The sequence below is a fragment of the Pseudomonas sp. SCPG-7 genome, from assembly GCF_002156405.1.
GTDB classification, from domain to species: Bacteria; Pseudomonadota; Gammaproteobacteria; order Pseudomonadales; family Pseudomonadaceae; genus Aquipseudomonas; species Aquipseudomonas parakoreensis.
The window spans coordinates 73,676-92,514 of record NZ_MVOO01000011.1 but is presented as its reverse complement, the minus strand read 5'-3'; the positions used below and the strand labels follow the sequence as shown (position 1 = coordinate 92,514).

18 protein-coding genes are annotated in these 18,839 nt (G+C 57.7%); 14 read left to right on the top strand and 4 right to left on the bottom strand.

Annotated features, from left to right (window positions below; translation table 11 throughout):
• Positions 1 to 168 precede the first annotated feature (168 nt).
• Positions 169 to 888 (top strand): response regulator transcription factor, encoded by a 720-nt coding sequence (locus B1722_RS20140; RefSeq protein WP_041073600.1) that lies wholly within the window; start codon positions 169 to 171, stop codon positions 886 to 888.
• A 97-nt stretch (positions 889 to 985) separates the two neighbouring features.
• Here the strand turns inward: B1722_RS20140 and gyrB are convergent, their stop codons facing one another.
• From gyrB to dnaA, 4 genes are read right to left on the bottom strand one after another with little or no spacing between them, the layout of a single operon-like run.
• Positions 986 to 3,403 (bottom strand): DNA topoisomerase (ATP-hydrolyzing) subunit B, encoded by a 2,418-nt coding sequence (gyrB, locus tag B1722_RS20135; RefSeq protein ID WP_007960764.1) that lies wholly within the window; start codon positions 3,401 to 3,403, stop codon positions 986 to 988.
• 5 nt (positions 3,404 to 3,408) lie between these two features.
• Complete coding sequence (recF, locus tag B1722_RS20130; RefSeq protein WP_003220208.1) at positions 3,409 to 4,512, bottom strand: DNA replication/repair protein RecF; 1,104 nt, start codon at positions 4,510 to 4,512, stop codon at positions 3,409 to 3,411.
• A gap of 14 nt (positions 4,513 to 4,526) precedes the next feature.
• Positions 4,527 to 5,630: a DNA polymerase III subunit beta gene (gene dnaN / locus B1722_RS20125; RefSeq protein WP_003220202.1), complete on the bottom strand. Its 1,104-nt coding sequence runs from the start codon at positions 5,628 to 5,630 to the stop codon at positions 4,527 to 4,529.
• Between the two features lie 39 nt (positions 5,631 to 5,669).
• Positions 5,670 to 7,193, bottom strand: coding sequence for a chromosomal replication initiator protein DnaA (dnaA, locus tag B1722_RS20120; RefSeq protein ID WP_041073598.1), 1,524 nt, complete (start codon positions 7,191 to 7,193; stop codon positions 5,670 to 5,672).
• Positions 7,194 to 7,759: 566 nt separating this feature from the next.
• Between dnaA and rpmH the strand changes: the two genes are divergently transcribed.
• The 13 genes from rpmH to B1722_RS20050 all read left to right on the top strand — a co-directional run bounded on the left by rpmH (position 7,760) and on the right by B1722_RS20050 (position 18,839).
• Positions 7,760 to 7,894 (top strand): 50S ribosomal protein L34, encoded by a 135-nt coding sequence (rpmH, locus tag B1722_RS20115; protein ID WP_003213577.1) that lies wholly within the window; start codon positions 7,760 to 7,762, stop codon positions 7,892 to 7,894.
• A 16-nt stretch (positions 7,895 to 7,910) separates the two neighbouring features.
• Positions 7,911 to 8,312, top strand: coding sequence for a ribonuclease P protein component (gene rnpA / locus B1722_RS20110; RefSeq protein ID WP_218191430.1), 402 nt, complete (start codon positions 7,911 to 7,913; stop codon positions 8,310 to 8,312).
• Positions 8,305 to 8,550: a membrane protein insertion efficiency factor YidD gene (gene yidD, locus B1722_RS20105; protein WP_080921994.1), complete on the top strand. Its 246-nt coding sequence runs from the start codon at positions 8,305 to 8,307 to the stop codon at positions 8,548 to 8,550. The genes rnpA and yidD overlap by 8 nt, the downstream gene beginning before the upstream one ends.
• A gap of 2 nt (positions 8,551 to 8,552) precedes the next feature.
• Positions 8,553 to 10,235 carry a membrane protein insertase YidC gene (gene yidC, locus B1722_RS20100; RefSeq protein WP_027610285.1) on the top strand — a complete coding sequence of 561 codons (1,683 nt, stop codon included), beginning with the start codon at positions 8,553 to 8,555 and terminating at the stop codon, positions 10,233 to 10,235.
• A gap of 81 nt (positions 10,236 to 10,316) precedes the next feature.
• On the top strand, positions 10,317 to 11,687 hold the full coding sequence (mnmE, locus tag B1722_RS20095) for a tRNA uridine-5-carboxymethylaminomethyl(34) synthesis GTPase MnmE (RefSeq protein WP_086794061.1): 1,371 nt from the start codon (positions 10,317 to 10,319) through the stop codon (positions 11,685 to 11,687).
• Between the two features lie 551 nt (positions 11,688 to 12,238).
• Positions 12,239 to 14,137 carry a tRNA uridine-5-carboxymethylaminomethyl(34) synthesis enzyme MnmG gene (gene mnmG, locus B1722_RS20085; RefSeq protein WP_041073592.1) on the top strand — a complete coding sequence of 633 codons (1,899 nt, stop codon included), beginning with the start codon at positions 12,239 to 12,241 and terminating at the stop codon, positions 14,135 to 14,137.
• On the top strand, positions 14,134 to 14,778 hold the full coding sequence (gene rsmG / locus B1722_RS20080) for a 16S rRNA (guanine(527)-N(7))-methyltransferase RsmG (RefSeq protein WP_086794059.1): 645 nt from the start codon (positions 14,134 to 14,136) through the stop codon (positions 14,776 to 14,778). The genes mnmG and rsmG overlap by 4 nt, the downstream gene beginning before the upstream one ends.
• A gap of 18 nt (positions 14,779 to 14,796) precedes the next feature.
• The gene (locus tag B1722_RS20075; protein WP_041073588.1) at positions 14,797 to 15,594 is read left to right on the top strand and encodes a ParA family protein; all 798 of its coding nucleotides are present in this window, start codon (positions 14,797 to 14,799) and stop codon (positions 15,592 to 15,594) included.
• Between the two features lie 9 nt (positions 15,595 to 15,603).
• Positions 15,604 to 16,476, top strand: coding sequence for a ParB/RepB/Spo0J family partition protein (locus B1722_RS20070; RefSeq protein ID WP_007960777.1), 873 nt, complete (start codon positions 15,604 to 15,606; stop codon positions 16,474 to 16,476).
• 148 nt (positions 16,477 to 16,624) lie between these two features.
• A complete protein-coding gene (locus tag B1722_RS20065) occupies positions 16,625 to 17,032 on the top strand; it encodes a F0F1 ATP synthase subunit I (protein WP_003229783.1) in 408 nt (135 codons plus the stop codon).
• A 16-nt stretch (positions 17,033 to 17,048) separates the two neighbouring features.
• Positions 17,049 to 17,918 (top strand): F0F1 ATP synthase subunit A, encoded by an 870-nt coding sequence (atpB, locus tag B1722_RS20060; RefSeq protein WP_007960779.1) that lies wholly within the window; start codon positions 17,049 to 17,051, stop codon positions 17,916 to 17,918.
• 133 nt (positions 17,919 to 18,051) lie between these two features.
• Complete coding sequence (gene atpE, locus B1722_RS20055; protein ID WP_003097235.1) at positions 18,052 to 18,309, top strand: F0F1 ATP synthase subunit C; 258 nt, start codon at positions 18,052 to 18,054, stop codon at positions 18,307 to 18,309.
• 59 nt (positions 18,310 to 18,368) lie between these two features.
• Positions 18,369 to 18,839 carry a F0F1 ATP synthase subunit B gene (locus tag B1722_RS20050; RefSeq protein WP_011336718.1) on the top strand — a complete coding sequence of 157 codons (471 nt, stop codon included), beginning with the start codon at positions 18,369 to 18,371 and terminating at the stop codon, positions 18,837 to 18,839.

Sequence of the window (18,839 nt, the reverse complement as noted above, 5' to 3'; positions counted from 1 at the left end):
GACAAACAGGGCAGGGGACAGTGAATGGTTTCATGGGCCACAGGTCTGAGGATGTAGATCCGAAGAATCATAGCGGACGTCGACCGATGGTGAACGGCTTACTTTTATTGCTCAGGCCGAGCCGTTAACGTGGCCGGCCACTGCCCAAGCAACAAGGAACCCACGCGTATGCGCGTTGCGATACTGGATGATGAACCCGCCGAACTGCGTCGGGTCGAGCAAACCCTGCAGCAGATGGCTGCAGTGGGAGAGCAGCCTTGGTCGCTGCACAGCTTTGAACGGGGTGAGGACCTGTTGCGCCAGTTGCGTCGGGACACCTTCGACTTGCTGATCCTCGACTGGCAACTGCCCGACATCACTGGCCTGGCGCTGCTGCGCTGGACCCGCGAACACATGGAGTCGCCGCCCGCCGCGATCATGCTGACCAGCCGCGACGGCGAAAGCGATATCGTCCAGGCGCTGAACGCCGGTGCCGACGATTACGTCAGCAAGCCTTTCCGCCCCAACGAGCTGAAAGCCCGAGTCGCCGCCGTCCTGCGCCGGCACAGCCAGCCACGCAGCAGTGCTGCCGAAGTCCTGACCTTCTATGACCTGACCTTCGACGATGCCGAACTGAGTGTCACCCGCGAGGGAAAGTCAGTCGTCATGACCGAACGTGAGTACCGCCTGGCGCGGTGCCTGTTCAGTAACCTGGGTCGGCCGTTATCGCGGGAGTATCTGTACGAACGCTTCTGGCCGCATGAAGAAGTCGCGTCATCACGGCCGCTGGATACGCACATCTATCGCCTGCGCAACAAACTGGGGCTGACGGCAGATCGAGGTTGGCAGTTGCTGACGATTTATGGGTATGGGTATCGGTTGGAGAGTGTGGCGGTTGCATCCGAGTAAAAATCAAAAGATCGGACCGCGTTCGGACGATCTTTTGATCGGCCAATAAAAAGGCCAACGCTTGAGCGTTGGCCTTTTTGTTTGACGCCGACCGGGATCAGAAATCCAGGTTGGATACCGCCAACGCATTGCTCTCGATGAAGTCACGGCGAGGTTCGACCGCATCACCCATCAGGGTGTTGAAGATCTGGTCTGCGCCAATGGCGTCTTCGATGGTGACTTTCAGCATGCGGCGCACGCTTGGGTCCATGGTGGTTTCCCACAGCTGATCCGGGTTCATTTCGCCCAGACCTTTGTAGCGCTGGATGGTGTGGCGCTTGGTGCTTTCAGCCATCAGCCAGTCGAGGGCTTCCTTGAACTCGGTGACGGCTTTCTTGCGCTCGCCGCGCTGGATGTACGCTCCTTCGTCGAGCAGGGTGCTCAGTTGAGCGCCGAGGGTGACGACGGTCTTGTAGTCGTTGCTGCCGAAAAAGTCGCGGTTGAAGGTGACGTAGTTCGACAGACCGTGGGAGATCAGCTCGACCTCCGGCAGCCACACGCCACGTTCACGGTCTTCACGCAGGCTGGCCTTGTAGACCAGGCCCGACTTCTCGACGGTGCGTAGACGCACTTCGTACTGGGCCAGCCAGTCTTGCATCTTGGCGTGGTCGCCGAGCATTTCCAGGCTCACGGCCGGCAGGTAGATGAAGTGCTCGGTCAGCTCCTGCGGGTACAGGCGCGACAGACGCTTGAGGGTTTTCATTACCATGCGGAAGTCGTTCACCAGACGCTCGAGCGCTTCACCGGAAATGCCCGGGGCCTCTTCGTTCAGGTGCAGGCTTGCATCTTCCAGGGCCGACTGCGTCATGTACTCTTCCATGGCGTCGTCGTCTTTGATGTATTGCTCTTGCTTGCCTTTCTTGACCTTGTACAGCGGCGGCTGGGCGATGTAGATGTAACCGCGCTCGATCAGCTCCGGCAACTGACGGAAGAAGAAAGTCAGCAGCAGGGTACGGATGTGCGAACCGTCGACGTCAGCATCGGTCATGATGATGATGTTGTGATAGCGCAGCTTGTCGATGTTGTACTCTTCGCGACCGATGCCGCAGCCCAGTGCGGTGATCAGGGTGCCCACTTCCTGGGACGAGATCATCTTGTCGAAGCGTGCTTTCTCGACGTTGAGGATCTTGCCCTTCAGCGGCAGGATCGCCTGGGTCTTGCGGTTACGTCCCTGCTTGGCAGAGCCGCCCGCGGAGTCACCTTCCACGAGGTACAGTTCGGACAGCGCCGGGTCTTTTTCCTGGCAGTCAGCGAGCTTGCCCGGCAGGCCGGCGATGTCCAGCGCGCCTTTGCGGCGGGTCATCTCACGGGCCTTGCGCGCCGCTTCACGGGCACGCGCCGCGTCGATCATCTTGCCGACGACCAGCTTGGCTTCGTTAGGGTTTTCCAGCAGGAAGTCGGAGAAGTACTTACCCATCTCCTGCTCGACCGCGGTCTTCACTTCGGAAGACACCAGCTTGTCTTTGGTTTGCGAGCTGAACTTCGGATCCGGCACTTTCACCGAGATGATCGCGGTCAGGCCTTCACGGGCATCGTCACCGGTGGTGGCGACTTTGTGCTTCTTCGCCAGACCTTCCTGCTCGATGTAGTTGTTCAGGTTACGCGTCAGTGCGGAACGGAAACCCACCAGGTGAGTACCGCCATCGCGCTGTGGAATATTGTTGGTGAAGCACAACAGGTTCTCGTTGAAGCTGTCGTTCCACTGCAGAGCGATTTCCACGCCAATGCCGTCTTCACGCTGGATGTTGAAGTGGAACACCTGATTGACCGCAGTCTTGTTGGTGTTCAGGTATTCAACGAACGCACGCAGGCCGCCTTCGTACTTGAACAGCTCTTCCTTGCCGCTGCGCTCATCCTTGAGGACGATGCCGACACCGGAGTTGAGGAAGGACAGTTCACGAATGCGCTTGGCCAGGATGTCCCAGCTGAAGTGAATGTTCTTGAAGGTTTCGCTGGACGCCTTGAAGTGGATCTGGGTGCCGGTGGTTTCGCTGTCGCCAACGATCGCCATCGGTGCCTGAGGCACGCCGTGAACGTAGGTCTGTTCCCAGATCTTGCCGCTGCGGCGTACGGTCAGTACCAGCTCTTCGGAAAGGGCGTTCACGACCGACACACCTACACCGTGCAGACCGCCGGAGACCTTGTAGGAGTTATCGTCGAACTTACCGCCAGCGTGGAGGACGGTCATGATGACCTCGGCGGCGGAAACGCCTTCCTCTTTGTGCACGTCTACCGGGATGCCACGGCCGTTGTCTTTGACGGTGATGGACTCATCCGGGTGGATGATGATGCTGATGTCGTCGCAGTGGCCGGCGAGGGCTTCGTCGATCGAGTTGTCGACCACCTCGAACACCATGTGGTGCAGACCGCTGCCATCGTCGGTGTCACCAATGTACATACCGGGACGTTTGCGTACGGCATCCAGGCCTTTCAGCACTTTAATGCTCGTTGAGTCGTACGTATTTTCTTCGCTCAATGCCTTCACTCCCGATGGTCGTGGGTCTGGGTGATACGGCCCTGTTCCACGTGGAACAGAGCGACTGGCGTTTCCGTCTGCCAGCCTTCCCTCAATAATTCGTGATCTACACAGGTGATGAAAACCTGGCAGCGTAAGTCTTCCAGCAAGCGGCACAGCGCGCGACGGTGGCTCTCGTCCAGCTCGGACGGCAAGTCATCCACCAGATAAATACACTGGCCGCGTCGGGCCTGGCTCACCAGATGCCCCTGGGCAATTCGCAAGGCACAAACCACCAGCTTCTGCTGACCCCGGGACAAGATGTCCGCGGCATTGTGTGCGCCCAATCTAAGACGCAAATCAGCCCGTTGCGGTCCGGCCTGGGTATGACCCATTTGCTGGTCCCGTTGCACGGAGCCAGCCAGTACGGCACTCAATTCCCGGTCCTTGTCCCAGCCTCGGTAATAGCTGAGCGTCAAACCTTCAAGCTCAACCAGTTCGCTCAAGGTTTGTTCAAAGACTGGTTTCAAGGCTTTGATGTAAGCGCGGCGGTATTCATCGATTTCAGCGCTGGCCTGGCACAGTTCCCTGTCCCAAACCGCTTGCGAAACGGCGTCAAGTGTACCATGCCGCAGCCAGGAGTTTCTCTGGCGCAAGGCCTTCTGCAAACGCTGCCAGGTCGCCATGAAACGCGGTTCGACGTGGAACACGCCCCAATCGAGAAACTGCCGGCGAATCTTCGGCGCACCTTCGAGCAAGCGGAAGCTATCGGGGTTGATCAACTGCAGTGGCAGGATCTCGGCCAATTGCGCAGCGCTGCGGGCGTTCTGCCCGTCGATGCGAATCTGAAACTCACCCTGACGGTCGCGAGATATGCCCAACGCACTGTGGCCACCCTCGGCCAATTCGACCTGACCGAACACCGTGCAGGCGAGTTGCTCGTACTGGATGACCGGCAACAGCCGCGTGCTACGAAACGAACGGGCAAGCCCCAGCAGATGAATGGCTTCCAGAACACTGGTTTTGCCGCTGCCGTTGGCGCCGTAAAGAATGTTGATGCGGGGGGAGGGGGAGAAGGTCACCGGGTGCAGATTGCGCACCGCGGTGACCGAAACACGACTTAACGACATCCAGGATCAGCTGATTACAGACGCATCGGCATGACAACATAAGCCGAGTCGTCATTGTCGGACTCTTGCACCAGCGCACTGCTGTTGGAGTCGGACAGGATCAGGCGAACCTGTTCGGTGGTCATCACGCCCAGCACGTCGAGCAGGTAGCTCACGTTGAAGCCGATTTCCAGCGAACCGCCGTTGTATTCAACGCCCACTTCTTCTTCGGCTTCTTCCTGCTCCGGGTTGTTGGCCTGGATCTTCAACTGACCGTTGGCCAGTTGCAGACGGATACCACGGTATTTCTCGTTGGACAGAATTGCGGTACGGCTGAAGGCTTCACGCAGTGCCTGACGATCGCCCAATACCAGCTTGTCGCCGCCCTTAGGCAGAACGCGCTCGTAATCCGGGAACTTGCCGTCGACCAGCTTCGAAGTGAAGGTGAATTCGCCGGTGGTGGCGCGGATGTGGTGCTGACCCAGAACGATGCTGACGTTGCCGTCCGGCTCGGTAAGCAGACGCGCCAGTTCGAGGATACCTTTGCGCGGCACGATCACCTGGTGGCGATCCGGCTGACCGATATCCGCCTGCATCGAGCACATCGCCAGACGGTGACCGTCGGTGGCCACGGCACGGATCACACCAGCCGAGACTTCCAGCAGCATGCCGTTGAGGTAGTAGCGCACGTCCTGCTGAGCCATGGCGAAGCTGGTGCGTTCGATCAAACGACGCAGTTTGCTCTGCTCCAGGCTGCAGGTCAGCGAACCCGGGCCTTCTTCAACCGTCGGGAAATCGTTGGCCGGCAAGGTCGACAGGGTGAAACGGCTACGACCGGCCTTCACCACCAGTTTCTGCTCGTCGACCTTGATGTCGATCAGTGCGTCGTTGGGCAGGCTCTTGCAGATGTCCATCAGCTTGCGCGCAGGCACGGTGATGGACCCGGTTTCGGCCGGTTCTTCGAGTTGCACGCGCCCCACCAGCTCGACTTCCAGGTCGGTACCGGTCAGCGACAGCTGCTGGCCGTCGACGACCAACAGCACGTTGGACAGTACCGGCAAGGTCTGTCGGCGCTCGACGACGCCTGCGACCAGTTGCAGGGGTTTCAACAGGGCTTCGCGTTGAATGGTGAAATGCATGGTCTAGTCCCTTGCCTTAATAAGCTGCGCTGGTGTTCATCAAGTGGTCAGTGTACGCAGCAGGTTCTTGTAGTCCTCGCGGATGTCCGCGTCGGATTCCTTAAGTTCGTTGATCTTGCGGCAGGCGTGCAACACCGTCGTGTGGTCGCGACCACCAAACACATCGCCGATTTCCGGCAGGCTGTGGTTGGTCAGCTCCTTGGACAATGCCATGGCCACCTGACGCGGACGTGCCACCGAGCGCGAACGACGCTTGGACAGCAGGTCGGAAATCTTGATCTTGTAGTACTCGGCGACGGTGCGCTGAATGTTATCCACAGAGACCAGTTTGTCCTGCAGTGCCAACAAGTCCTTCAGGGATTCGCGGATCAACTCGATGGTGATGTCGCGGCCCATGAAGTGCGAGTGGGCGATCACGCGTTTCAGCGCGCCTTCCAGCTCACGGACGTTGGAACGAATTCGTTGGGCGATGAAAAAAGCCGCATCGTGAGGCAACTCGACTTTGGCCTGATCAGCCTTCTTCATCAAGATCGCCACGCGGGTTTCCAGCTCCGGCGGCTCGACGGCAACCGTCAGGCCCCAGCCGAAGCGGGACTTGAGGCGCTCTTCAAGGCCTTCGATTTCTTTCGGGTAGCGGTCACTGGTGAGAATGACCTGCTGGCCACCTTCAAGCAGGGCGTTGAAGGTGTGGAAAAACTCTTCCTGGGAACGCTCTTTACGGGCGAAGAACTGAATGTCGTCGATCAGCAGGGCGTCCACCGAACGGTAAAAACGCTTGAACTCGTTGATCGCGTTCAGTTGCAGCGCCTTGACCATGTCGGCCACGAAACGCTCGGAATGCAGGTACACGACCTTGGCATTCGGGTTCTTCTTTAATAGATGGTTACCCACCGCGTGCATCAAGTGGGTTTTACCCAGGCCGACGCCGCCATACAGGAACAGCGGGTTGTAACCGTGCTTGGGATTGTCCGCCACCTGCCAGGCCGCCGCGCGGGCGAGCTGGTTGGACTTGCCTTCGACGAAATTCTCGAAAGTGAAGGTGCGGTTCAGGTAACTGGTGTGCTTGAGCGCGCCTTCGACCTGCACTGTGCGCTGTTCGGCGCGAACCGGGGCCTGTTGCGAAGCCGCACCGGCCATCGGGTCAAAGCTGTCGCGGGACGGCTCTTCACTGACTTCCTCGGTTTTCTGCGTCGAGCGCTTGGCCGGAGCTGCACTTGGAGCCGGGGCTGGCGCGCTGGCCGGCGCGGTATTGGCCTGCGCCTGGGACACCTGCGCAGCGGCCAACGGCGCATTCGGCGCGGCACGCGGTGCCGAGCTGCGTTTGCTGCCTATTAATAAGGAAAGCGCTGGCGCCATTCCGTTGCCGTGCTCATCCAGCAGTTCAAGGACGCGACCGAGGTACTTTTCGTTGACCCAGTCCAGCACAAAACGGTTCGGTGCGTAGACGCGCAACTCGTCGCCTTCGGCTTCGACCTGTAGTGGACGGATCCAGGTGTTGAATTGTTGGGCAGGCAGCTCTTCGCGCAAAAGCTCCACGCACTGCTGCCAAAGTTCCACTGACACGGATATCCCCTAAGTTGAAAGCCGGTGAGGCAAAAACAAGCGGCCATTGTAGCGGCGAGCCGTCCACTTATCCACATGCAGGTTGTGTGGTGACCATGATTAATCAATGCGTTAACCGGTAAAAAGGCGACCAACGGTGTGTGCATAAGCTCTGTGGATAACCGCCTCTGAGGGCACTGGACAACTGGGGGTGGAACTCGGTGGATAACCAGCCTGTGGATAACAGGCCATTCCACACACAGGTTATCCGACAGCGCAGCACAGGCTGAACACGGTTTTCCACTGTAGTTGTCATTCTCTGTACATCAAGCTTTATAAGGGCTGAGCATGGTTATCCACAGAAGAGGGGCGCCCTAGCTTTTACAAGCTTTACAGAAAAGCTTTAAATAATTCCTTTCTTTATTTTTATGTCTGGCAAACAGGATTTCGCTTCCGCAAGCTCCAGAGATCTATTTATAAGGAAACGCTGGTTGGAAATTGACCTGAGGGCTTGCTTTCTCTAGAATCCCCGGTCTCTTAAAACGGGGGCCATTCCGGCCCGTTGTGGACGAACCAGGTAACACGACATGAAACGTACTTTCCAACCAAGCACTATCAAACGCGCTCGTACCCACGGTTTCCGTGCTCGCATGGCTACCAAGAACGGTCGCGCTGTCCTGTCGCGTCGTCGCGCCAAAGGTCGTGCGCGTCTGGCAGTTTGATAATCCGGTACTGGAGGTGAGTCAGGACTTCAGTCGGGAAAAGCGTCTGCTTACCCCCCGGCATTTCAAGGCAGTCTTTGACTCCCCTACCGGCAAGGTTCCGGGGAAAAATCTCCTGCTCCTTGCGCGCAACAACGATCTTGATCACCCCCGTCTCGGGCTGGTTATCGGGAAAAAGAGCGTAAAGCTCTCCGTTGAGCGCAATCGCCTCAAACGTCTGATGCGCGAATCGTTCCGTCTGCACCAGGATTCTCTGGTCGGCTGGGACATCGTTATCGTCGCGCGCAAAGGTTTGGGCGACGTAGAAAACCCCGAATTGATTCAGCATTTCGGCAAACTCTGGAAGCGCCTGGCCCGTAACAAGCCAGTTTCAGCAGTCAAAACCGAAACTGTAGGGGTAGACAGTCCAGATGCGTAAACTGGCCCTCGTTCCGATCCAGTTTTATCGCTACGCCATTAGTCCTTTGATGGCCAATCACTGTCGTTTCTACCCCAGTTGTTCTTGCTACGCGTATGAAGCCATCGAAAATCATGGCCTTCTGCGCGGTGGCTGGCTGACCTTTCGTCGTTTAGGTCGCTGTCATCCGTGGAATCCCGGTGGTTATGACCCGGTTCCACCTATCCCTACCTCCCGTTCTTCTTCGATGGCCGAGTAATCATGGATATCAAACGCACGATCCTGATCGTCGCCCTGGCAATCGTGTCCTACGTCATGGTTCTTAAATGGAACCAGGATTATGGCCAGGCTGCCCTGCCGACTCAGAATGTTGCTTCCAGTACGACTGCATCCGGTTTGCCGGACACCGTTCCTGGCAATAACGCTTCCGCCAGTGACGATATTCCGCGTGCCGCCAGCGATACCAGCGCACCTGTGGAAACGCCAGTCGCTGCCAGCAAGGATCTGATCCAGGTCAAAACCGACGTGCTCGATCTGGCGATCGATCCACAGGGCGGTGACGTTGCTCAACTGACTTTGCCACTGTATCCACGTCGTCAGGATCGTCCTGATGTACCGTTCCAGCTGTTCGACAACGGCGGCGAACGTACTTATCTGGCACAAAGCGGCCTGATCGGCACCAACGGTCCGGACGCAAGCCCGGCCGGTCGTCCTGTTTATGCTTCGGAGAAGAAAAGTTATCAACTGGCTGACGGTCAGGATCAACTGGTTGTCGACCTGAAGTTCAGCAAGGACGGCGTCAATTACATCAAGCGTTTCACTCTGAAACGCGGCCTGTATGACGTGACCGTGACCTACCTTGTGGATAACCAGAGCGCTCAGCCTTGGTCGGGTTCGATGTTCGCCCAGCTGAAGCGCGATGCCAGTGCCGACCCTTCGTCGACCACTGCCACCGGCACTGCGACTTACCTGGGCGCTGCCCTGTGGACAAGTTCCGAGCCGTACAAGAAAGTGTCCATGAAAGACATGGATAAAGGTCAGCTCAAGGAAACCGTCACCGGTGGCTGGGTAGCCTGGCTGCAGCATTACTTCGTGACTGCGTGGGTTGCGCCGAAAGGCGAAAACAACATCGTTCAGACGCGTAAAGACAGCAAAGGCAACTACATCATCGGTTACACCGGTCCTTCGCTGACCGCTGCACCGGGTGCGAAAGTTGAAACCAGCGCCATTCTGTACGCCGGGCCGAAAAGCCAGGCCGTGCTGAAACAGTTGTCCCCAGGTCTGGAACTGACGGTCGACTACGGCATTCTGTGGTTCATCGCTCAACCGATCTTCTGGCTGCTGCAACACATTCACGCGATTGTGGGTAACTGGGGCTGGTCGATTATCTTCCTGACCATGCTGATCAAAGGGATCTTCTTCCCGCTGTCGGCCGCCAGCTACAAATCCATGGCGCGCATGCGTGCCGTTGCGCCGAAACTGGCTGCATTGAAAGAGCAACATGGCGATGACCGGCAGAAAATGTCGCAAGCCATGATGGAGCTGTACAAGAAAGAGAAGATCAATCCGCTGGGCGGCTGCTTGCCGATCCTCGTGCAGATGCCGGTTTTCCTTTCGCTGTACTGGGTTCTGCTGGAAAGCGTGGAAATGCGCCAAGCGCCATTCATGCTGTGGATCACTGACCTGTCGATCAAGGATCCATTCTTCATCCTGCCGATCATCATGGGCGCGACCATGTTCATTCAGCAGCGTTTGAATCCGACTCCACCGGATCCGATGCAGGCGAAGGTCATGAAAATGATGCCAATCATCTTCACCTTCTTCTTCCTGTGGTTCCCGGCTGGTCTGGTGCTGTACTGGGTTGTGAACAACTGCCTGTCGATTGCCCAACAGTGGTACATCACGCGTAAGATCGAAGCGGCGACGAAAAAAGCCGAGGCGTAACTTACTCTGTGGATAACACCACTCAAAACGCCCCCTAGTGGGGCGTTTTGCTATCTGCCACTTTTGTCTGGATTCCGGTTTATGAGCGCACCTCGTGAAACCATCGCCGCTGTCGCCACCGCTCAAGGTCGCGGCGGTGTCGGCATCGTCCGTATTTCCGGGCCGTTGGCCAGCGTCGCAGCCAAAGCCATCAGCGGCCGTGAACTGAAACCGCGTTACGCGCATTACGGTCCGTTTTTCAGTGATGATCAGCAAGTGCTGGACGAAGGACTGGCTCTGTATTTCCCGGGGCCGAACTCGTTCACCGGCGAAGACGTGCTGGAGCTGCAGGGCCACGGCGGCCCGATTGTTCTGGATATGTTGCTCAAGCGTTGCCTGGAACTGGGTTGCCGTCTGGCCCGCCCCGGCGAATTCAGCGAGCGCGCGTTCCTCAACGATAAACTCGACCTGGCTCAGGCCGAGGCGATTGCCGATCTGATCGAAGCCAGTTCTGCACAGGCTGCACGCAATGCCTTGCGCTCGCTGCAGGGAGCGTTTTCCCAGCGTGTGCATAACCTCACTGAACAACTGATCGGCCTGCGCATCTACGTGGAAGCTGCCATCGACTTTCCGGAAGAGGAAATCGACTTTCTTGCCGATGGCCATGTGTTGAGCATGCTGGACAAGGTACGTGAAGAGTTATCCACTGTGCTGCGGGAAGCCGGACAGGGTGCCTTGTTGCGCGACGGTATGACCGTAGTGATTGCCGGTCGTCCGAATGCCGGCAAGTCCAGCCTGTTGAATGCCCTGGCGGGACGTGAAGCCGCGATCGTGACTGAGATCGCCGGTACCACGCGGGACATTCTGCGCGAACATATCCACATTGATGGCATGCCGTTGCACGTGGTGGACACCGCCGGTCTGCGCGATACCGATGATCAAGTGGAAAAGATTGGTGTTGAACGAGCGCTGAAGGCGATCACTGAAGCCGACCGGGTGTTGCTGGTGGTCGATGCCACTGCGCCGGAAGCGGCTGATCCGTTTGCCCTGTGGCCGGAATTCCTCGAAACCCGGCCAGATCCGGCCAAAGTCACCTTGATCCGCAACAAGGCTGACCTGACGGGTGAGACGATTGCCCTGGAAGTCAGTGACGATGGCCACGTGACCATCAGCCTCAGCGCCAAATCCGCCGGCGAAGGTCTGGAATTGCTGCGCGACCACCTCAAGGCCTGCATGGGCTATGAGCAAACCTCGGAAAGCAGCTTCAGTGCCCGTCGCCGCCATCTGGAAGCACTGCGCCATGCCAGTGAAGCGCTGGAACATGGTCGTGCACAGCTGACGCTGGCAGGTGCCGGTGAACTGCTGGCCGAAGATTTGCGTCAGGCACAGCACTCACTGGGCGAAATCACCGGGGCATTCAGCTCCGATGACCTGCTCGGCCGGATCTTTTCCAGCTTCTGTATCGGTAAATAAGCCCTCTGCTGTAAGCAGACAGGCCCATTCGCGGCCTGTCTGCACCCTCATTTCCAATTCCTTTCTCCAGTGCCGGGCAGATTCCCTCTCCCTCAGCGGATTTCACTCGGCCGTCGTACAGTCACTCAGCGGATTTCTGTGGATTAAGCCCTGTGAATAACTGCCACTGAGGACAGTTGATAACAGGGCGCCAAAACTGGATATAACTGCCTCTGTGGATAACCACCTCATTCATCCACAGGCTTAAACCGGTTATCCAAGGGCCTCATTGGCACCTGGTCACAGGGTTTTTAAACGCTGTACACATTGAAATATATAGCCTGTAGCGATCTATCCACAGAAAGGATGGTCAGTAAGAATAAACATAAAAACAAAGGTTTTATAAATTTCTCTCTTTTTTATTCTTTTGATCTCGAGTTCTCCACAGCTGGTTAAATTTTGTGCAAAGGGTTCTTTAGGAAGGGCGAAGTCCCTATACTTGTCGACCAGGTTCAGAAACCTGATCTCAAACTATTCCTGAATGACCTACTTAAGCAGGCACGAGGTGCGTGGTGGATTTCCCTTCCCGTTTTGAAGTGATCGTCATCGGCGGCGGTCATGCCGGTACCGAGGCAGCACTGGCCTCAGCACGTATGGGGGCAAAAACCCTGTTGCTGACGCATAACGTGGAAACCCTCGGTGCCATGAGCTGCAACCCGGCCATCGGTGGCATTGGCAAAAGCCATCTGGTCAAGGAAATCGATGCCCTCGGCGGCGCGATGGCCGTGGCAACCGACCTGGGCGGTATCCAGTTTCGTGTGTTGAACAGCCGTAAAGGCCCGGCCGTGCGTGCAACCCGTGCCCAGGCGGACCGGATTCTGTACAAGGCCGCTGTCCGCGAAATCCTGGAAAACCAGCCGAACCTGTGGATATTTCAGCAGGCTGCTGACGACTTGATCGTCGAGCAGGAACAGGTGCGTGGTGTGGTCACACAAATGGGTCTGCGCTTCTTCGCCGATTCCGTGGTACTGACCACCGGAACGTTCCTCGGTGGACTTATCCACATCGGTTTGCAGAACTTCTCCGGCGGTCGTGCCGGTGATCCGCCATCGATTGCCCTCGCACATCGTCTGCGTGAACTGCCGCTGCGTGTCGGTCGCCTGAAAACCGGTACCCCACCGCGTATCGATGGCAAGTCTGTGGATTTCTCGGTGATGACCGAGCAACCAGGCGATACGCCGATCCCGGTGATGTCGTTCATGGGCAACAAGGAACAGCATCCACGCCAGGTCAGTTGCTGGATTACTCACACCAACGCCCGCACCCACGAAATCATTGCGGCGAACCTCGACCGTTCGCCGATGTATTCCGCTGTCGGCGAGATCGAGGGCATCGGCCCGCGTTACTGCCCATCGATCGAAGACAAGATTCATCGCTTTGCCGACAAGGAAAGCCATCAGGTGTTCATCGAGCCGGAAGGCCTGACCACCCACGAGCTGTATCCGAACGGGATATCCACAAGCCTGCCGTTCGACGTGCAATTGCAGATCGTGCAATCGATTCGCGGCATGGAAAACGCGCACATCGTGCGTCCGGGTTATGCGATCGAGTACGACTACTTCGATCCGCGCGACCTGAAGTACAGCCTGGAAACCAAAGTCATCGGCGGTCTGTTCTTCGCCGGGCAAATCAACGGCACCACCGGTTACGAAGAAGCCGGTGCCCAAGGTTTGCTTGCCGGGGCCAACGCTGCGCTGCGCGCCAAGGGCAAAGAAGCCTGGTGCCCGCGCCGCGATGAGGCGTACATCGGCGTACTGGTCGACGACCTGATCACCCTCGGTACCCAAGAGCCGTACCGCATGTTCACTTCCCGTGCCGAGTACCGCCTGATCCTGCGTGAAGACAACGCCGACCTGCGTCTGACCGAAAAAGGCCGCGAACTGGGTCTGGTCGATGACGCGCGTTGGGCGGCGTTCTGCAAGAAGCGCGAAAACATCGAACTGGAAGAGCAGCGCCTGAAAAGCACCTGGGTTCGCCCGGGCACGCAGCAGGGTGATGCGATTGCGGAAAAATTCGGCACACCGCTGACTCACGAATACAACTTGCTCAACCTCTTGAGCCGTCCGGAAATCGACTACGCTGGTCTGGTCGAAGTGACCGGACAGGGCGCCGAAGATCCACAGGTCGCCGAACAGGTTGAAATCAAGACCAAATACGCCGGTTACATCGACCGTCAACAGGACGAAATCGCCCGTCTGCGCGCCAGTGAAGACACGAAACTGCCTGTGGATATCGATTACACCAACATTTCCGGTCTCTCCAAGGAGATCCAGAGCAAGCTCGGTGCGACGCGTCCGGAGACGCTCGGCCAGGCTTCGCGGATCCCGGGCGTGACCCCGGCAGCGATTTCGCTGTTGATGATTCATTTGAAAAAACGCGGCGCGGGCCGTCAGTTGGAGCAAAGCGCTTGAGTTCTAAGGTCACTTCGCAACACGCCGAAGAGTTATCCACAGGAGCCCGCGAGCTCGGTGTCAATCTCAGCGCAGCCCAGCACGAATTGCTGCTGGGTTACCTGGCCCTGTTGATCAAATGGAACCAGGCCTACAACCTGACTGCAGTTCGCGATCCTGACGAAATGGTTTCGCGGCATTTGCTCGATAGCTTGAGCGTTATGTCGTTCATCGAAAACGGCCGTTGGCTCGACGTCGGCAGCGGCGGCGGCATGCCGGGGATCCCGTTGGCGATCCTGTATCCGGACTCGCACGTCACCTGTCTGGACAGCAACGGCAAGAAAACCCGCTTCCTGACTCAGGTCAAACTCGAACTCAAACTGGATAACCTGCAAGTTATCCACAGTCGCGTCGAAGCTTTCCAGCCTGCCCAGCCATTCAACGGGATCATTTCCCGGGCATTCAGCAGCATGGAGAACTTCACCAACTGGACTCGCCACCTCGGCGATGCCGACACGCGCTGGCTGGCAATGAAGGGCGTTCATCCGGCCGATGAGCTGGTAGCATTGCCGGCAGACTTCAAACTCGATAGCGAACACGCCCTGGCCGTCCCCGGTTGCCAAGGCCAACGCCATCTGCTGATACTGCGCCGCACGGCATGATTGGGAACACAAGCAAGAATGGCTAAGGTATTCGCGATAGCGAACCAGAAGGGTGGTGTGGGCAAGACCACCACCTGCATCAACCTCGCAGCATCCCTGGTCGCGACCAAGCGCCGGGTGCTGTTGATCGATCTCGATCCACAGGGCAACGCCACCATGGGTAGCGGTGTGGATAAACATGGCCTGGAAAACTCGGTCTACGACCTGCTGATCGGCGAATGCGATCTGGCCCAGGCCATGCACTTCTCCGAGCACGGCGGTTATCAACTGCTGCCGGCCAACCGCGACCTGACTGCGGCCGAAGTGGTCCTGCTGGAAATGCAGATGAAGGAAAGCCGTCTGCGCAGCGCGCTGGCGCCGATCCGTGAAAACTACGATTACATTTTGATCGACTGCCCGCCGTCGCTGTCGATGCTCACATTGAACGCACTGGTCGCCGCTGACGGGGTGATTATCCCCATGCAGTGCGAATACTTTGCGCTCGAAGGCTTGAGCGACCTTGTGGATAACATCAAGCGCATCGCCGAATTGCTGAACCCCAACCTCAAGGTCGAAGGTCTGCTGCGCACCATGTACGACCCGCGGCTGAGCCTGATGAACGATGTTTCGGCGCAGCTGAAGGAACACTTTGGCGAGCAGCTGTACGACACGGTGATCCCGCGCAACATCCGCCTGGCCGAAGCACCGAGCTACGGTATGCCGGCACTGGCCTACGACAAGCAATCGCGCGGCGCGCTGGCCTATTTGGCCCTGGCGGGCGAGATGGTTCGCCGTCAGCGCAAAAATTCACGCATCGCCGCTGCCCAGCCAACTTAAGGAATCCCCATGGCCGTCAAGAAACGAGGTCTCGGACGTGGACTGGATGCACTGCTGAGTGGTCCGACCGTCAGCGCGCTGGAAGAACAGGCGGCGCAGGCCGATACCCGTGAACTGCAACATCTGCCGTTGGACCTGCTGCAGCGTGGAAAATACCAGCCACGCCGCGACATGGATCCGCAAGCGCTGGAAGAGCTGGCGCAGTCGATCAAGGCGCAAGGCGTGATGCAGCCGATCGTGGTGCGCCCGATTGGCGGTGGCCGCTTCGAAATCATCGCCGGTGAACGCCGCTGGCGCGCCAGCCAGCAGGCCGGCCAGGAAACCATTCCGGCGATGGTTCGTGATGTGCCGGATGAGACCGCGATCGCCATTGCGCTGATCGAGAACATCCAGCGTGAAGACCTGAACCCGATTGAGGAAGCCGTCGCCTTGCAGCGTCTGCAGCAGGAATTCCAGCTCACTCAACAGCAGGTGGCCGAGGCTGTGGGTAAGTCCCGCGTGACTGTGGCTAACCTGTTGCGACTTATTGCACTGCCGGAAGTCATCAAGACCATGCTGTCCCACGGTGACCTGGAAATGGGTCATGCCCGTGCTTTGCTCGGTCTGCCGGACAATCAGCAGGTGGAAGGGGCGCGACATGTTGTCGCACGCGGCCTGACTGTGCGCCAAACCGAGGCACTGGTTCGTCAGTGGTTGAGTGGCAAACCGGAGCCTGTGGAAGCGGCCAAACCCGACCCGGATATCGCCCGGCTCGAACAGCGTCTGGCCGAGCGCCTAGGCTCTGCGGTGCAGATTCGCCACGGCAAGAAGGGAAAAGGTCAGCTGGTGATCGGTTACAACTCCCTCGATGAGCTTCAAGGTGTGCTCGCACACATCCGCTGAAACATTTCCTCATGTAGCGCGCAGTCGGAAATCACTACCTGACAGTTGAATAGGGGCAGAACCGCCCCTATACTCTGCGCGCATTTTGTCGGCACAAATTATGCCAAGTTATTGAATTCTGGCAGCCGACCATTGGAGAGCAAACGTGATGGAAACCCGCAAGCCAAACCGCCTGCCGTTCCATCGCCTGGCGGTTTTTCCGGTGTTGATGGCTCAATTTGTCATTTTGCTCATTGCCGCTTTGGCGCTCTGGCAATGGCACGGAGTCGTTGCCGGATACTCGGGACTTTGCGGAGGCCTGATAGCCTTGCTGCCCAATGTTTATTTCGCTCACAAGGCATTTCGGTTTTCCGGCGCCCGAGCAGCCCAGTCCATCGTCCGGTCATTTTATGCCGGCGAGGCAGGCAAACTGATTTTGACGGCAGTGCTGTTTGCACTGGTGTTTGCAGGTGTGAAGCCATTGGCGCCGATCGCAGTATTCGGCGCTTTCGTGCTGACTCAGTCGGTCAGCTGGTTCGCTCCCCTGCTGATGAGAACAAGACTTTCGAGACCTTAGGGCGTTTGAGGCAACCATGGCAGAAACAACCGCTTCGGGCTATATCCAGCACCACTTGCAGAACCTGACCTTCGGTCAGCTACCTAACGGCGGCTGGGGCTTTGCCCATACCGCAGCAGAAGCCAAGGAAATGGGCTTCTGGGCTTTCCACGTCGATACCCTCGGCTGGTCGGTCGCGCTGGGTCTGATCTTCGTTTTCCTTTTCCGCATGGCGGCAAAGAAAGCAACATCGGGTCAGCCAGGTGCTTTGCAGAACTTCGTTGAAGTATTGGTCGAATTCGTCGATGGCAGCGTGAAAGACAGCTTCCATGGCCGTAGCCCGGTGATCGCACCGTTGGCACTGACCATCTTCGTCTGGGTGTTCCTGATGAACGCCGTCGACCTGGTACCGGTCGACTGGATTCCTCAGCTGGCCATCCTGATCACCGGCGACCACCACATCCCGTTCCGTGCCGTGTCGACCACCGACCCGAACGCGACCCTGGGCATGGCGTTCTCGGTTTTCGCACTGATCATTTTCTATAGCATCAAGGTCAAGGGCATCGGCGGCTTCATCGGCGAACTGACCCTGCACCCGTTCGGCAGCAAGAACATCTTCGTTCAGGCCCTGCTGATCCCGGTGAACTTCCTGCTGGAATTCGTGACCCTGATCGCCAAGCCGATCTCTCTGGCCCTGCGTCTGTTCGGCAACATGTATGCCGGCGAGCTGGTGTTCATTCTGATCGCTGTGATGTTCGGCAGCGGCCTGCTCTGGCTGAGTGGCCTGGGCGTTGTTCTGCAGTGGGCGTGGGCTGTGTTCCACATCCTGATCATCACCCTGCAGGCGTTCATCTTCATGATGCTGACCATCGTCTACCTGTCGATGGCGCACGAAGAAAACCATTAAGAGCAGCCTCGGCTGATCTGATGTCCCTCCCGGTCAAACGGGAGGGGGCTCTTAACCGGGCCTCTGAAACGATTTGTTTTACCGCTTTAATCTAAAAAACCTAAACCATACGACGTAAAAGTCGGGAGGAAAGATGGAAACTGTAGTTGGTCTAACCGCTATCGCTGTTGCACTGTTGATCGGCCTGGGCGCACTGGGTACCGCAATTGGTTTCGGCCTGCTGGGCGGCAAGTTCCTGGAAGGCGCAGCGCGCCAGCCAGAAATGGTTCCAATGCTGCAAGTTAAAATGTTCATCGTTGCCGGTCTGCTCGACGCCGTAACCATGATCGGTGTTGGTATCGCTCTGTTCTTCACCTTTGCGAACCCGTTCGTTGGTCAGATCGCTGGCTAATTACCCGGATTCTTCCGAGTAATTTGGTGTGATGGACAACGTAACTGCGAGGTGTTGGCGTGAACATTAATGCGACCCTGATTGGCCAGTCCGTTGCGTTCCTGATTTTTGTACTGTTCTGCATGAAGTTCGTATGGCCTCCGGTCATCGCTGCTCTGCACGAACGTCAAAAGAAGATCGCTGATGGTCTGGACGCTGCCAGCCGTGCAGCTCGCGACCTGGAGTTGGCCCAAGAGAAAGCGGGTCAGCAACTGCGCGAAGCGAAAGCTCAGGCAGCTGAAATCATCGAGCAAGCCAAGAAACGCGGTAACCAGATCGTTGAAGAGGCTGTTGAAAAAGCCCGTATCGACGCTGACCGTGTGAAGGTTCAGGCTCAAGCCGAGATCGAACAGGAACTGAACAGTGTCAAAGACAAGCTGCGCGCCCAAGTGGGCTTGCTGGCTGTCGGCGGCGCCGAGAAGATCCTGGGTGCCACAATCGATCAAAACGCGCACGCAGAGCTGGTTAACCAACTGGCTGCTGAAATCTAA

Bases quoted from the DNA above. Each gene is read 5' to 3' on its own strand.
- B1722_RS20075 (WP_041073588.1), top strand. From the start codon at position 14,797: ATGGCTAAGGTATTCGCGATAGCGAACCAGAAGGGTGGTGTGGGCAAG.
- rpmH (WP_003213577.1), top strand. From the start codon at position 7,760: ATGAAACGTACTTTCCAACCAAGCACTATCAAACGCGCTCGTACCCAC.
- recF (WP_003220208.1), bottom strand. From the start codon at position 4,512: ATGTCGTTAAGTCGTGTTTCGGTCACCGCGGTGCGCAATCTGCACCCG.
- B1722_RS20070 (WP_007960777.1), top strand. From the start codon at position 15,604: ATGGCCGTCAAGAAACGAGGTCTCGGACGTGGACTGGATGCACTGCTG.
- yidD (WP_080921994.1), top strand. From the start codon at position 8,305: ATGCGTAAACTGGCCCTCGTTCCGATCCAGTTTTATCGCTACGCCATT.
- B1722_RS20065 (WP_003229783.1), top strand. From the start codon at position 16,625: ATGGAAACCCGCAAGCCAAACCGCCTGCCGTTCCATCGCCTGGCGGTT.
- atpE (WP_003097235.1), top strand. From the start codon at position 18,052: ATGGAAACTGTAGTTGGTCTAACCGCTATCGCTGTTGCACTGTTGATC.
- mnmE (WP_086794061.1), top strand. From the start codon at position 10,317: ATGAGCGCACCTCGTGAAACCATCGCCGCTGTCGCCACCGCTCAAGGT.
- dnaN (WP_003220202.1), bottom strand. From the start codon at position 5,630: ATGCATTTCACCATTCAACGCGAAGCCCTGTTGAAACCCCTGCAACTG.
- yidC (WP_027610285.1), top strand. From the start codon at position 8,553: ATGGATATCAAACGCACGATCCTGATCGTCGCCCTGGCAATCGTGTCC.
- B1722_RS20140 (WP_041073600.1), top strand. From the start codon at position 169: ATGCGCGTTGCGATACTGGATGATGAACCCGCCGAACTGCGTCGGGTC.
- atpB (WP_007960779.1), top strand. From the start codon at position 17,049: ATGGCAGAAACAACCGCTTCGGGCTATATCCAGCACCACTTGCAGAAC.